11 protein-coding genes and 1 pseudogene are annotated in these 15,213 nt (G+C 36.7%); 8 read left to right on the plus strand and 4 right to left on the minus strand.

The annotated features are described in order from the left end of the window. Window positions 1–53 precede the first annotated feature (53 nt). Complete coding sequence (locus tag FY048_RS00220; RefSeq protein ID WP_016137278.1) at window positions 54–1,016, plus strand: MBL fold metallo-hydrolase; 963 nt, start codon at window positions 54–56, stop codon at window positions 1,014–1,016. Between the two features lie 45 nt (window positions 1,017–1,061). Here FY048_RS00220 and FY048_RS00225 read toward each other — a convergent pair whose 3' ends face one another. Then, the gene (locus FY048_RS00225; RefSeq protein WP_446089709.1) at window positions 1,062–2,204 is read right to left on the minus strand and encodes a glycerophosphodiester phosphodiesterase; all 1,143 of its coding nucleotides are present in this window, start codon (window positions 2,202–2,204) and stop codon (window positions 1,062–1,064) included. A 263-nt stretch (window positions 2,205–2,467) separates the two neighbouring features. Here FY048_RS00225 and FY048_RS00230 point away from each other — a divergent pair, with 263 nt between their 5' ends. Continuing rightward, window positions 2,468–5,563, plus strand: a complete 3,096-nt coding sequence (locus FY048_RS00230) for a multidrug efflux RND transporter permease subunit (protein WP_446089710.1) — start codon at window positions 2,468–2,470, stop codon at window positions 5,561–5,563. 72 nt (window positions 5,564–5,635) lie between these two features. Further along, window positions 5,636–6,211 carry a DUF4112 domain-containing protein gene (locus FY048_RS00235; protein WP_013197011.1) on the plus strand — a complete coding sequence of 192 codons (576 nt, stop codon included), beginning with the start codon at window positions 5,636–5,638 and terminating at the stop codon, window positions 6,209–6,211. A 49-nt stretch (window positions 6,212–6,260) separates the two neighbouring features. Here FY048_RS00235 and htpX read toward each other — a convergent pair whose 3' ends face one another. Together htpX and FY048_RS00245 are read right to left on the minus strand one after the other, a co-directional pair. After that, on the minus strand, window positions 6,261–7,166 hold the full coding sequence (gene htpX / locus FY048_RS00240; protein WP_446089711.1) for a protease HtpX: 906 nt from the start codon (window positions 7,164–7,166) through the stop codon (window positions 6,261–6,263). Between the two features lie 247 nt (window positions 7,167–7,413). Beyond that, a complete protein-coding gene (locus tag FY048_RS00245; RefSeq protein WP_446089712.1) occupies window positions 7,414–8,283 on the minus strand; it encodes a lytic transglycosylase domain-containing protein in 870 nt (289 codons plus the stop codon). A 504-nt stretch (window positions 8,284–8,787) separates the two neighbouring features. Here FY048_RS00245 and ttcA point away from each other — a divergent pair. Together ttcA and FY048_RS00255 are read left to right on the plus strand one after the other, a co-directional pair. Next, a complete protein-coding gene (gene ttcA / locus FY048_RS00250; RefSeq protein ID WP_003650120.1) occupies window positions 8,788–9,693 on the plus strand; it encodes a tRNA 2-thiocytidine(32) synthetase TtcA in 906 nt (301 codons plus the stop codon). A gap of 205 nt (window positions 9,694–9,898) precedes the next feature. Continuing rightward, on the plus strand, window positions 9,899–10,282 hold the full coding sequence (locus FY048_RS00255) for an SCP2 sterol-binding domain-containing protein (RefSeq protein WP_002118641.1): 384 nt from the start codon (window positions 9,899–9,901) through the stop codon (window positions 10,280–10,282). Window positions 10,283–10,372: 90 nt separating this feature from the next. Here the strand turns inward: FY048_RS00255 and FY048_RS00260 are convergent, their stop codons facing one another. After that, entirely contained in the window at window positions 10,373–11,482 is a 1,110-nt protein-coding gene (locus tag FY048_RS00260) for a transglycosylase SLT domain-containing protein (RefSeq protein ID WP_446089713.1), read from the minus strand. Between the two features lie 372 nt (window positions 11,483–11,854). Here FY048_RS00260 and FY048_RS00265 point away from each other — a divergent pair. The 3 genes and pseudogenes from FY048_RS00265 to FY048_RS00275 form a co-directional block, all read left to right on the plus strand. Beyond that, window positions 11,855–12,001: pseudogene (locus tag FY048_RS00265) on the plus strand (transcription elongation factor GreB); the annotation flags it as partial. Between the two features lie 140 nt (window positions 12,002–12,141). Continuing rightward, window positions 12,142–13,458 (plus strand): hypothetical protein, encoded by a 1,317-nt coding sequence (locus FY048_RS00270; RefSeq protein ID WP_446089714.1) that lies wholly within the window; start codon window positions 12,142–12,144, stop codon window positions 13,456–13,458. A gap of 80 nt (window positions 13,459–13,538) precedes the next feature. Continuing rightward, window positions 13,539–15,209 (plus strand): site-specific DNA-methyltransferase, encoded by a 1,671-nt coding sequence (locus FY048_RS00275; protein ID WP_446089715.1) that lies wholly within the window; start codon window positions 13,539–13,541, stop codon window positions 15,207–15,209. The last annotated feature ends 4 nt before the right edge of the window (window positions 15,210–15,213 follow it).

Here is a 15,213-nt window from a genome sequence, read left to right on the forward strand (position 1 = left end):
TTATTAAATCTTTTTTAAAGATTTTGACTTTATAACTGAATAGAGAAGAAGAGATGAAAAAATTATGTGTAGCTTTGGGTCTTGCATTTTGTAGCATGCATGCTGCGTATGCTGAGCAAGCGCCCACTCAACAAGTACCTGGATATTATAAGCATCAATTCGGAAAATACCGTGTGACTTCTTTACTTGATGGTACGATTTATCTAAATCCTGACTTGTTTAAAAATTTAAATCAGACTCAGAAAACTAAAATATTAACTAAATATGCTGCTGTGAATGAGAAGGGTATTCAAACTTCGGTCAATGCATTTTTAGTTGATGATGGCAAAAGTTTGACGCTTGTTGACAGTGGTGCAGCAAGTTGCTTTGGTCCACAACTTGGTTCGATTGCAAAAAATATTGAATTGGCAGGGTATCAACTGGCAAATGTAAAAACAGTATTACTCACACATTTACACCCAGACCATGTATGCGGAATTGCTCAAAATGGGAAAGCTGTATTTCCAAATGCAACCGTTTATGCACATGAACGCGAGGCTGATTATTGGTTAAATCCTGCTTCTGAAAAAACAGTGCCAGCGAATCAAAAAGCAAATTATTTAGGTACTGTTAAAAATGTAAAAGCTGCACTTGCTCCATATCAAGCAACAAAAGCATTCAAGACATTTAAAGATGGTGATGTCATTCAAGGCTTTGAAGTGATCGATACGCGTGGTCATACACCTGGTCATCATAGCTTTCGCTTAAAGAGTAATGATCAACAAATCATTTTTGTGGGAGATATCGTTCACTCACATTCTTTGCAGTTTGATGCTCCAAAAACAGGTGTGGATTTTGATGTGAATTCTGAGCAGGCGATTAATACCCGTTTAAAAATGTTCGCTGAAATTTCAAATAAACAGCAATGGGTCGCAGCACCACATTTACCATTCCCAGGCATTGGTCATGTTTATAAAGTAAACGCTGAGCAATATCAGTGGATCCCACTTTATTTTGATAATGTCGTAGAGAAATAAAAAAAACAGGGCATTTATTGCCCTGTTTTTTATTAAAAACTTTAATTATTTTGCGGCTTTTTCATAATTAATAACAGCTTCACGGCCAAGTGCTGGGTCATCTGTAAAAACACCATCAACACCCGCTTTGAAATAGGCTTCAAACTCTTTTAAAGCACCAGTTGGGCAGCGCTCAGCTGGTTTATCTTGACTGCATTTTAAAGGCTTTGGTAAGAAGTTATTTTCTGGACGGAAAGTATAAGGATGTACTTTTAAGCCAGCTGCATGCGCATCAGAAATAAACGAAGTCGTTTGAACTGAGCCATTGTCATTAAAGTTCAGAATATAGCCTTTACTTGGACCTACCCCGTTTGCATATTTAGCTACGTCTTTTAAGCTTTGTGCTGTGGCTAAATCGGCATAAGTTTTAGTTTCTCCAGATTCAACAAAGTCCGCTGGTTGAGAGGTTTTAGCGTCATATAATTGAATAATTTGTGCATGTTTAATGGTTTTATGAAGGTCGAGCTGATCTTTTAAATATTTTAAATTACTTACTTCAAAAGACTGTAAATAGACAGGGGCAATGTCACGCGTATATTTATATTTGGCTAAGGTTTTAAGAAGACTATCTTCCATTGCCAGTTTCTGGTTTTTAAAGTAAGTCGGATGTTTAGTTTCAATATATAAACCAATGATTTTTCCTGTTTTCTTATAATTTGCTTCAGCCAGCTCAATCACTTGTTCTAGAGTTGGAACAGGGTAAAGGTCGTTATAAGCTGTGTTTGCCGGTCGGAACTCTGGAATACGCTCACGCGCTTTAAGTTGCTGTAATTCACTTAAAGTGAAGTCTTCTGTAAACCAACCTGTTAAGTCTTTACCATCAATATTTTTTGTTATTTTACGGTCTGCAAACTGGCTTAAGGTACTTACATTGGTTGTGCCGCCAATCTCATTTTCATGGCGAGTAACCAATACACCATCTTTTGTGGATACTAGATCTGGTTCAATAAAATCTGCACCATCATCTATGGCTTTTTGATATGAAGCTAAAGTGTGTTCTGGACGTAAAGCGCTAGCGCCACGGTGTCCTACTACTAGAATTTTAGGAAGTTGATATTCTGGCGTAGTTGGTGTGTTTTCAGTTTTATCATCGTCATTACAACCAACTAAGCTAATTAAACTTAAGCATAAAATTGCTTTTTTAAACATAATTCTACTCATATTGTTTTAGTCTAAACGAAACTAGTCTCCCGATTGAACTTGACATGATCATGAAGAATTCATGAATTTTTAGTGACACTTGTTAAAACCTTGTTTATGGGTTTGTAGGAAATGCCCATTCTGGCTTTGTTTTTGTCTTAATTGCATTTATTGTGTTAATTCTACTTGTCTTTTATATATCGCTCGTTGATGATCAAGATGCCGAATTCGGTATTGCCACCTGTTAATTGACGACTTAATTCTGAGCAGCCATGCTATCTAAATTCTTTATTCAGCGCCCTATTTTTGCCAGTGTACTAGCAATTATTGTTATGGCATTTGGTATTTTCTCGGTGCTGAATTTACCCGTAGAACGTTATCCTGATATTGCCCCTCCAAAAATTACAGTATCGGCAAGTTATAGTGGGGCAGATGCACAAACGGTTGAGCAAAGTGTTACTCAGATTTTAGAACAGCAAATACAAGGTATTGATCACTTACTTTATTTCAGTTCGACCAGTGACTCATCAGGACGTAGCCGAATTACGATTAGTTTTGATAATGGAACAAATCCTGATACGGCACAGGTACAAGTACAAAATAGTATTAGTGGCGTAATAAGACGTTTACCAGATGAAGTGCAGCGCCAAGGGGTGACGGTAAGTAAGTCACTTGGCGACACTTTTATGGTGGTAGGTTTATATGACTCGACAGGTAAAGCGGGCAATATTGAGCTATCGGACTATTTAACAACGCACGTGGTAGATGACCTGAACCGTATTGAAGGGGTAGGTGAGTCGGATGTTTTTGGTTCGCAATATGCGATGCGAATCTGGCTAAATCCCGATAAATTAAAACAATATAATTTAATGCCAAGTGATGTTGCCAGTGCAATCACCGCTCAAAATACACAAGTGGCTGCGGGTGCGATTGGTGATTTACCTGTTATCGATGGGCAGTATTTAAATACGAAAGTTACAGCAGGTTCTCGACTAAAAACAGTCGAAGAGTTTAAAAATATTGTAGTGAAATCAAATCAAACAGCGAGCTATGTTTATTTAAAAGATATTGCCAGAGTTGAGTTGGGTGCAGAAAACTATCAGTCTTTTAACACCATTAATGGTTATCCTGCCGCTGGTTTAGGTATTTCGCTATCTTCAGGTGCGAATGCCATTCAAACCTCTAAGCTTATTCATCAAACTCTAGATCAGGTTACAAGCAAGTTACCAGCCGGATATAAAATTGTTTATCCACGAGATAACACGCCATTTGTGCAAGAGTCGATTAAGGAAGTTGTAAAGACGCTTATTGAAGCGATTATTCTCGTTATTTTGGTGATGTTCCTATTTTTACAAAGCTGGCGCGCTACACTCATTCCGAGTATTACTGTGCCCGTTGTTATTTTAGGAACTTTTGCTGTCTTATATGTGCTCGGTTTTAGTATTAACACCTTAACGTTATTTGCACTGGTACTCGCCATTGGTTTATTGGTGGATGATGCAATTGTGGTGGTAGAAAATGTTGAGCGGCTCATGCATGAACAGCATTTAACACCGAAAGAAGCAGCAATTGAGTCAATGGGCGAAATTAGTGGAGCCTTAATTGGGATTACATTAGTTTTAACGGCGGTTTTTATTCCAATGTCCTTTTTAGGTGGCTCAATTGGGGTTATTTACCGCCAGTTTTCCATTACGTTAGTTGCTGCTATGGCGTTATCGCTCGTTGTTGCATTAGTCCTAACACCAGCTTTATGTGCCCTAATTTTAAAGCCTAACCCTAAGCCTATGCGTTGGGCAGTTTGGTTTAACCAAAAAATTGATCAACTTAAAAATCAATATATCAAGATCGTAAAAACAAGTATTCGTTACAGTAAATCGGTTGTTGTGATTTTTGTGGCTTTGATTGCTGTTTTCGCCCTGTTCTATAGCGGTTTAAAAAGTGGATTTATTCCTAAAGAAGATCAAGGCATTTTAAGTGTTCAAATTAAGCTTGTGGATAGTGCCCCAATTTCGCAAAGTCAGAAAATTGGTGAACAAGTCCGTCAATATTTCCTGACTCAAGAAGATAAAAATGTTGACTTGGTTTTAATCCGTTATGGCCGAAATTACTCGGGTACAGGACAGAACTTGGCACAAGGATTTATTGCTTTAAAACCGTGGGATGTGCGTACAGGAAAAGATGATTCGGCAGACGCTATACAAAAGCGTGCGATGAAATATTTTAGCCGTTTTAATAATGCTCAAATCAATGTGACTTTACCTGCTTCAGTCAATGGTCTAGGTCAAACTGATGGTTTGGATTTATGGATTCAAGATTTAAATGGGCAGGGACAAGATTTTCTAGATAGCACTTTCCATCAGTTGCAAACTCAAAGTAAAAATTATTCAACTTTTGAAAACTTTGATAAGCAATCAACTAATAGTAAAGCAAATCTCAATATTAAAATTGATCAGAAACAAGCATTAGCAAATGGTTTAGAACTTCCTGCAATTAACAACACTTTGTCGAGTGCGTGGGGCGGAACATATGTAAAGGACTTTATTGACCGTGGTCGTATTAAGCGTGTCATGATTCAAGGTGATTCCGAGTTCAGATCGAAGCCTGAAGATTTATATAACTGGTCTGTGCGTAACAACCAAAATGAAATGGTGCCTTTTAGTTCATTTGCTAACTTTAGCTGGGGGGGCGCTCCTGAAATCGTAAAACGCTATATGGGTTATAGCGCCTTGCAGTTACAGGCAGATGTTGCGGGTGGCAGCAGTTCAGGTCAGGCAATGAAAGATGTGGAGCAACTTGTAAATCAGCAAAAAGATGTTGGTTTAGCTTGGACAGGTTTATCTTTTGAAGAACAGAAGTCGACAAATCAGGCTGTCTGGTTATATTTAATTTCGGCCGGCTTTATTTTCTTATGTTTAGCCGCTCTATATGAAAGCTTGAGCATTCCAGCCGCTGTGATGACCTCTATTCCGCTAGGTGTCGGAGGAAGTGTTATTTTCTCTTATATTTTCGGACTACCAAATGATGTGTATTTCCAGATTGCACTGTTAACCACGATTGGCTTGTCATGTAAAAACGCAATTTTAATTGTTGAGTTTGCAGCTTTGGCTCAAGAAAAGGGTAAGAACGCCATTCAGGCGGCTTTAGAGGGCGCTAGCTTGCGTCTAAGACCGATTTTAATGACATCTTTAGCTTTTGGTGCAGGTGTGATTCCTCTCGTGTTTGCTCAAGGTGCTGGGGCTGTGAGCCGTCAAGAAATCGGTATTAGTATTTTAGGTGGAGTGATGTTTGGTACGGTGCTGGTTTTATTCTTTATTCCAGTTATGTATGTGTTATTGCGCTCATTATTTAGATCGAAAGCATCTAGTTAAAAGTAAACAATTTAAAAAGAGGCATTAAATCAAGTATATTAAGTTTAACTTCTCTTCATATATTTGATTTAGATGCCTCAAGAAAAAAAATTAACAGAGCAACAGGTCATCGCATTAGAACGAGACCTTGCCAAGTTTGCCACCATGATGGATAGCGCAGTACGCATTCCTTTTACGAAGCAGGGCATTGGAGCCGATGCTGCGCTGAGCACGATTCCAATTGCTGGTGATGTCGCTGGTTTTGTGCTGACGTGTTATGCGATTTATAAGGCTAAACAGATTGGTGTACCACAACACAAGTTAACTCCAGTTATCAAACTTGCAGTTGTCGATGCTGTAGTAGGTTTTGTTCCAGTTGCAGGGACTATTTTTGATATTTTTATACGGCCTAGTAGAAAAGCCTTAGATGTGGTGCATACGCACATACGTGAAGAATATGCGATTCAAAGCGATATTCATGTTGTTCATCCATATTTGCATGAAAAGCTCGAAAAGAAGCAGCAACACTCAGCCTTCTGGCGTAATCCTGTGGTGAGTTGGTTATGGTTGCATATACCTGATTTATTAGGTGCGTTTGTACTGCTTTTAATTGGCTTCGCTGTTTGGTGGGGTGCAAGTTATCTTTGGGGTCTCTATCAAACCATGTAATAAAAATAAAGCCTCCAGTTGGAGGCTTTATTTCTTCACGTTAAACGTTTTATGGGCAATCTAATTGATGTAAAGCTGCCACACGTTGTTCAATTGTTGGGTGGGTTTGGAACAAAGCAGCTAAGCTGAAGCCTTGTTCTTTACCTTCCGCAATCGCGAAAGCTTTCATTTCTTTTGGCATTTGATCTGGCATTTCTGTCTCAGCTTGTAGACGTAATAATGCAGAAATCATTGCTTGTTTACCTGCTAAACGCGCACCTGCTTCATCAGCACGGTATTCACGATAACGAGAGAACCACATCACAATCGCAGAAGCGAGAATACCAAAGACGATATCTAATACCATCGTAATGAGGAAATAACCCATACCTGGGGTTTGATCATCTTGACGACCAAAAACATTACGGTCGATAAAATCACCGACTACACGAGCAAAGAACATAACAAAGGCGTTCACGACACCTTGGATGAGTGCTAGGGTAACCATGTCACCATTCGCAACGTGACCAATCTCGTGCGCAAGCACAGCACGTAGCTCATCTTTGTTCATACGCTCAAGTAGACCAGATGAAACGGCAACTAAGGCATCATTCTTATTCCAGCCTGTTGCAAAGGCATTGGATTGATATGATGGAAAAATACCAACCTCTGGCATGTTAATACCAGAACGTTGAGAAAGTTCAGCGACTGTTTGCAATAACCAGCTTTCAGCTTGGTTACGAGGAGCATTCGGGTCGATCAGTTCTGTACCAGTCGTTTTCTTAGCCATCCATTTTGACATGAATAACGAGATTAAAGATCCCACCATACCAAACACAAAACAGATCACTAAAAGGTTGCCTAGATTCAAGCCACCCGCGCCATGGTAACTACCGACACCGAAGAGTGACAAAATAATGCCAGCTACAACCAGTACCGCGAGGTTGGTAAGCAAAAACAAACCAATCCGCATCATTGAGAAAATCCTCTTATAAATAAAATGTTATCTGATTTACAAATTTTAAATCATCCAGCTAATATGCGGGGCTTAGGGGAAAAATTCAAGAAAAAAAATAAGGAATTGATACATTCTTTCATGTTGCAGAATGTACCTAAATTTAAAGAATTATTGGCTAAAATCGCCTAAATGGTAAGGATCAGGTAATAGATCATTACAATTTAAAGCACAGAAACTTGACGGAATAAACCGTCAGTAAACGTTCTTATTCTATTCGAATATGTGCAGTTGCCGTGGCGTTGTTTGTGACATAAGTACCTGTAGGCGCATCAGTAAATGTGCCATTTGATAAAGTCACAATTTGACGAGAATTGGAATATTTAGGAGCTGGTGCTGCAATTTGAGCTGTTGTGTTTTCCACTAAATTAGAAGGTTGAGAGGTGACTTGAGCTGAAGTATTAGAACTATTGGAAAAAGATGAAAAACCTGAACCAGATGAATATAAGTTTTGATATCGGCTCGTTACACGGCGCACGTAATCTTGGGTTTCACGAAAAGGTGGAATGCCGCCATATTTATCAACGTTTCCTTCACCAGCATTGTAAGCAGCAAGTGCCATTTGCGTATTGCCACGAAAACGCTTGAGCAACCAGCTTAAATATTTTGCACCTGCAAAGATATTTTGCTGAGCATCAAAGGCATTGGTCACGTTAAATCGACGTGCAGTCGCCGGCATAAGTTGCATAAGACCTTGCGCTCCCACAGGAGAACGGGCATTTGCATTAAATCCTGACTCGGTATGCATGACAGCCTTAATTAAGCCTTCAGATACACCATGCTGTAGAGCAGCTTGTTTAATAATATGGTCAAAAGCATTTTTATTTTTATTGTAGCTTGGCAGAACAGAAGCTTCTGATGCTCCCCAGTTCGTATAACTATGAATATTACTGTCAGGGTAATACGTCATTTTTACTTTTTTAAGTGACTGATCATAGCTTTTTCGGTTAGTCAGCAATGTACTACCATTTTTATCTTGGTAGACATACATTTGACCTGCTGAGCTCGACGTTATGCCGACCGAAAAAGTAGTCATCCCCAGTAAACAAGAAAAAAGAAATTGAACCGGTTTTTTCATTTTATGTTATTCACAATTTTAAGATATTCAAAACTTGTCGAAGAGTTTATCAAAAAATATTACAGAAAGAACTTTTGTGTAATTTTTTTTATTTCGACTCTTTCAAAAAATCAAGCTGTTTTGTTCGAATGCTCATCAAAAAAAATTAAAAATTATTTTTAAAATGATTCTATTGACTTGAATAACATGTTGATATTTAAGGGTAAAAAACATTGGTTAAAAAATGATCAATTTAAATAAAACCCTTAACAGAAGGTCTAAACAGTTTGTCAAGTACGAAGAAATCCACAATTTTATCCACAGGTTTTGTGGAAAACTGTGGAAAAGTCCAAAAAGTAAGCACTTTGCACAATTTTTGAACGCTTCAGTCAAAATAGAGCACGACTTTTGCATCATGCATGAGCAATGTGACGGCTTCAAGAATTGAAACTATTCTTTTGGTGCGATTCTCTTCCGAATCATATAAAATTGCGCGGTATTTTTATTTATGGGTATATCTCGTCTATGTACGCGCCAGTTGAGTCCAATCAGGGATTTAATTTTAAGCCTGAACTTCCAACAAGCTCGGCCTATTACCGTTTGCTCAAGAAGCTTCGCCGTCAAGTTGGACATGCTATTCGTGACTTCAATATGCTTGAAGAGGGCGATAAGGTCATGGTGTGTGTGTCTGGTGGTAAAGACAGTTATACCTTGCTCGATATCATGTTGCAGTTTAAACGTATTGCACCAATCAATTTTGATGTTGTTGCAGTTAACCTTGACCAAAAGCAACCCGGCTTTCCTGAAGATGTCTTACCTCGTTATATGGAAGAAAATAACATTCCATATTACATTTTAGAAAAAGATACCTACACCATTACCAAACGTTTAACGCCAGAAGGTAAAACCTACTGTGCAGTATGTTCACGTTTACGCCGTGGTTCTTTATATGGCTTTGCACAAGAAATTGGAGCGACTAAAGTTGCTTTAGGACATCACCGCGATGATATCCTTGCAACGTTCTTCTTAAATCTGTTTCATGGTGGTAGCTTAAAGGCGATGCCTCCAAAGCTTTTATCATCAGATAAGAAGAATATTCTGATTCGTCCATTGGCATATGTTGAAGAAAAAGACATCATCAAATATGCCGAGTTACGTCAGTTCCCAATTATTCCATGTAACCTTTGTGGTTCGCAGGAAAACTTACAGCGTGCCATGCTTAATGAAATGCTACGTGATTGGGATAAACAATATCCGAAACGCTTACACAGCATTTTCGGTGCGTTACAAAACGTATCGCCGTCTCAGTTAGCGGACCGTGAATTGTTCGATTTCGAAGCTTTAGATTCTCAGCGCGAGCTAGATTTTAAAGATCCGGAAGAGCTTAAAAACCGTTTAGATGTCGTGAACTTAAGCTTTGCTGCTGAGTAAACACTAGATATAGACAATGTTAAAGGCACTTTATCAACAAGTGCCTTTAATGTATCAAAATACTAAAAAATGAATGTTCCGTACAAAAAGTCATAGCCCTAAATTTAAATTACATGCTATAACAACGCTCAAGCAGAATTGCTTCACATGATGTTGTCTGGATAGACAACTAGAGAAATTGAACAAATAAATTTGAGGAAGAATCATGCCTGCATTTTTAACTGAAGATTGGTTTGCTACTGTCGAAAAATTAACTGCTGAAGCAGGGGATCTTAATTTGCCACCTGCTCTTGCGAATTTGGCAATTAATTTAGTAGTTACAGATGCTTCTGGAAATACCGAATTAGCTTTAGATGGGGGTAAAATCCAAAAAGGTTTGTCTTCAAATGCCAAAACAACTTTAAATATGGATGCTGAAACTTTACGTAAAGTATTCTTAGAGTTTGATATGGCTGCTGCTATGCAGGCATTCATGACTGGTAAAATTAAAGTTCAAGGCGATATGTCTCAATTAATGGCTTTACAAACAGCTAAGCCAAGCCAAGAACAAAAAGATTTATTTAAGAAAGTATTAGAGCATACAGCTTAAATCTAAAAGAATTCATATAAAAAGCTTACCCCAAGAGGTAAGCTTTTTATTCACACAAACAAAGAATTTATCAACTTTTAAATAATAAAATTAGATATTGATTCGTGTTTGCGCTGTTTTGATATGTTCAAGATAAGCACGAATACGAGTGACATATTGAACCGCTTGCTTATATCGACCATTACGCGTTTTATTACTTTGCAAATAATCGTAGAGATTAACCCATTGGTTCGGATCTTTCCCTTGTGCTTGCAAGCGCTTCTGAATCTGGTTTACCGCACCTGGTCCCATATTATAGGCCACCAGCGCATACCAGTTCCGATCAGGGAAAGGAATATCATCATATTCACTTAACATCTGGTCGTAATACTTCGCGCCACCTTGAATGCTTTGAGCTGGATCACTACGATTGCTCACACCCATTGCTCGAGCGGTGCTATTGGTCAGCATCATTAAGCCACGAACACCTGTGGGAGAAACAGATTCTGGCTTTAAATATGATTCTTGATAACCAATTGCGGCAAGTAAATGCCAGTCGAGATCGTATTTAGCTGCACTTTGTTTAAAGCTCGCTTTATAAATCGGTAAACGCGTCGTTAAGTCACGTTGAATGGTTGACCAAGACTCTGGTTTCACCACATTGCGGTTATAGAAAGAAGCGAGTTGCTGAGTCACACCATTTTGCTTACTTTGGCATACATAGCCACTAGCGGTCTGGGTGAGCGGGTCATCGGCTTGTTTAAACACCCAGCTTAACTCAGGATTTAAACCATTTTTTTGCAAATCGACTGTGTCACCACAGCTTGCAGAAAAAGACATCAAACCTTTGTTCTCGATGGTACTTAAACCAGCGGTCGTCATGGCAAAGTTTGCTTTACCTTGCTGAACCCATCTAAGTGCAGTGGCATTGTCTGCCACGATTTTAAAGTCCAGCTTTACATTAAGGGTCTGTGCATAGTTACGGGCTAAGTCGTAACCAAAACCATGTAAAAACTGATCTTCTTTGAAAACGGTTGTCGGGCTTTCTACCGCAACAACAGTTAGAGTATTTGTGTTTACTACAGTATTGTACTGTAGGGTTTTTCCTGCATTAATACTAAATGGAAAAAGCATAGTACTGAGTGCAAGTGCTTTTAACGGGAGAGAAGAAAATAAAGAGTTAAGGCAAAGCCTCGACCCTGAACTTGAATTACTGTGCATGTTGTCTCCGCTACAGATAATTTATGCCCAAAAAGTCAGACAATAAGCTGCCATAACTTCTAAAAGTTGATAAATTCAATAAGGGGTGGGCAGTCATGACGTCATTCAAAATGACATGAAATGAAAAAAACAAACTGTGTAGAAAATCTACATAGTTTTCTAAAAGGTTAAAAAATGCTCAACATTTAATCTGCGCGCATCATAGTATTGAAAAAAAGTATTGTCAAATTTCGTACAATTAAATATTCGATATATCATCATAAACACATGAATTTCTTAAGGAAGAAAATTTATACACTTCTGATATGAGAAAATAGGGTATAAAATGCTACATCTTGTAAGCGATATGTTGTTGAACAGTGGTTTTTAATCATGAAATCTAACTTAATTACTCGGTCAGGGCATGACAAATTAGTTGCTGAATTAAAACAACTTTGGCATGAAGAACGACCAGAAATCACCAAGAAAGTGAATTGGGCTGCAAGCTTAGGTGACCGTAGTGAAAATGCGGATTATCAGATATAACCTTTCTTTTTATACTATTTTAAATTATAATTTTATATACTATTACATATTGATAATATATCACAATTTTGAACCCCATTGTTAGCCTTAAAAAATCATGGTAAAGATAATTTTTTGTAATTAAGATTTTATCAATGAGTGAATTACAAACAGCTTTATCAGATCCACTACCATATGAAATGATAACTCTACCTGAAAATGAAGACTTCAATCTTGAGCTTTTTTATGATTATTGGGAGTTTAGTGATTTTTCACAACGCCAATTTGTCTATAAACTGAAAGAGTTGATGATTAAATATGAGTTAAAATCCATAAATACAGTTCAAAAGATTGCTAAAAAAACTGGTTATTTAGCTTTTAAAAAAAAATTAGAATGTGGAGCTTGTGAAAAGATTTTTAAAGTTGATCAACGTAAAGACATTGATTTTGATAAAGGTTATTTTTTTAAAGAAAAGTTAATCTGTGAACCATGTAGAATAAAAGCTATTGAATTACAAATAAAAAAATACATTCACTATTTTCAAAATTTTTTGTCCAAAGAGAAAGATGTTGAAGTTATCTATCCAACACAGGAATTAACATATCTAGAAAAAATTTTTATTCATTGTTTACTTTCTAAGGTCAATTTAAATTCAGAAAATATTGTTAAGAAAATTGATTGGGATTCATTTTTAGCAGTAGAAGCAAATGGTGTGGAATTTGTACTGCAAACCATTATAAAAAAGGGTTATATTTTAAAAAACCAATCTAATGATGAACTTTTAGAAAAACAGAATGCGCTTAGACTAATCATTTTTAAATATGAGAAACATGTAAATAAAGAGCTTAGACAAGAGGTTAATAGTTTTTTACATTTAAATTTTAATTCTGAAATTACAGTGGTACTTCCTGAAAAATACCAAACCATTGATGATTGGATTGAATCTTTGTATGAAGAAATCATTGTTTCAAAATTAAACATAAAAGATTGTAAAGATTTAGAAAAATTCATTATAAATAAGCGTTTAAAGGAAGTCTACGGATTGCTTGATTACGTGAGTTCCTATAGAAAAATACCAGTTAAAAAGAATAATGCTCTTGAATTAGATTTAATAAGGATGCTTAGGAAGTTTGATTTACAACATATTCTGTCTTTACTGTCTTATCAAAGCAAAATGTCAGCTTCGAGACTATATGATCTAGAGCATTCCGATGATCCAAATGCGAAATTCCAAAAAGATCTTGTGTTTGGTAATAAAATTTCATCGTACTTAGATCATTTAGAAAAAAAGAATGAACAACCAAAATTCTCAAGAAGCCTTCCTGAAAACTGGACATTTTCAGAAATTGAAATGTTTGTTATTAAAGATATTATTGGTAATTATGAAAAATGGGATAAATTTACCCCTGATGAAATCTTAGCTTTATGGGTTGAAGCAGTTGGAATGCAAAATGAAGAAGAAAATTTTTGAAAATTAGAGCCTCAATTACCCATTCATTGAGGCATTTTTGATAAGATTAAGTCAATTTTTATCTTATATTCAGTGATGTTATGCCTTTACTTGATTGGGTTAATCGAAACCAAGCTGAAGAAACAGCAACTCAAGTTCCATATCACCTTTTAAAATTCGAAAAATCATATGGTGATGCTGAACAGGCAAAAGAAAACCTAATTATTCAAGGTGATAATTTACAGGCATTAAAAGCATTGCTACCACTTTATGGTGGTCAGGTGAAGTGTATTTTTATTGATCCACCATACAATACACAAAAAGCTTTTGAATACTACGATGATAAATTAGAGCATGCTCAATGGCTTTCAATGATGTATACCAGATTACAGCTTATAAAAGAGTTATTAGCTGATGATGGGTTATTTTGGTTGATTTTGGATGATAGTGAAATTCACTATGCAAAAGTGTTATGTGATGAAATTTTTAAACGTAGCAATTTTGTCTCCCACATAGCTTATGAACGATCATCTGCTGCAGGTATTGGACAAGGTGGATTTATTGTAGATACTACAGAGCACATCCTTTGTTATAAGCGTAATAAAATATTAAGTCATGATGTTAAAAACTCTTATGAAATTGATCTGAAGACTCTTAAAAGGTATAACAAATATCTAGGCAAAGTAGGCACAAAAAAATTAATAAGAGAGTTTGTTTCTAAATCTAATGGATTACCTGTACAGGTATATGAATATGATGATTTTGTAATCGAATCAATTTCGTTGAAAGATTATGAAAAAAGAAAGAGTGAAATAAATTCAGCTATTATGGAAAATTTTGAAACTCTTTTCAGAACGAATCAGATTCAAAAAGAAAATTCATTTCAGAAGGATCTTGTTTCTGAGATGGATAAGAAGAAACTTTATTCCGTAGTATATACGCCTAGCCGTGGTAAGTATGAAGGAGTAGAAACTGAACTCTTTTATTACAATGCAGAACTATTTTCATGGTTAAAAGATACGGCTGATATTCAAGGTGATCAAGTAGTAAAATATAATAATTTAACAAATTTCTGGCGACACGAAGATATTCCAAAAGCAGATATCGCTAATGAAGGTAGTGTTGATTTTAGTAGAGGGAAAAAACCAGAACAACTATTAAAAAGAATCTTTGAAATTTCGACCAAACGTGGGGATTTAGTTTTAGATTCCTTCTTAGGCTCAGGCACTACTGCTGCTGTTGCCCATAAAATGGGAAGACGTTATATCGGCATCGAAATGGGTGAACATGCTAAAACTCATGTTATTCCTCGTCTTGAAAAAGTCATTGAAGGTGAGCAAGGTGGTATCTCAAAATCTTTAAACTGGCAAGGTGGTGGAGGTTTTAGCTTCTACAGTCTAGGCAATGTAGTGTTTGATGACCAAGGTTTTTTAAATACTGATGTTAAGTTTAAAGACCTTGCGAGCTATGTTTGGTGGCTCGACACCAAAACAGCACTAAATCAAACAAACAGCTTTGAAAATCCCTATTTAGGTACACATGATGGTGTGGCTTACTATCTTCTTTATAATGGTATTTTAGGTGACAGACGTCCAAATGGTGGAAATGTCCTCACTTTCCCTATATTAAAATATTTAAATGAATGTCATGCCCATGAGGGTAAACGAGTGATTATTGGTGAAGCAAAACGAATAGGAGATGCTCGACTTGAAGCTCTAGACATTGAGTTTAAACAAATTCCATATTCACTCTATGGTAATAAGGCTAAGTAAGGAT

This window comes from Acinetobacter sp. 1124_18A, assembly GCF_052824995.1.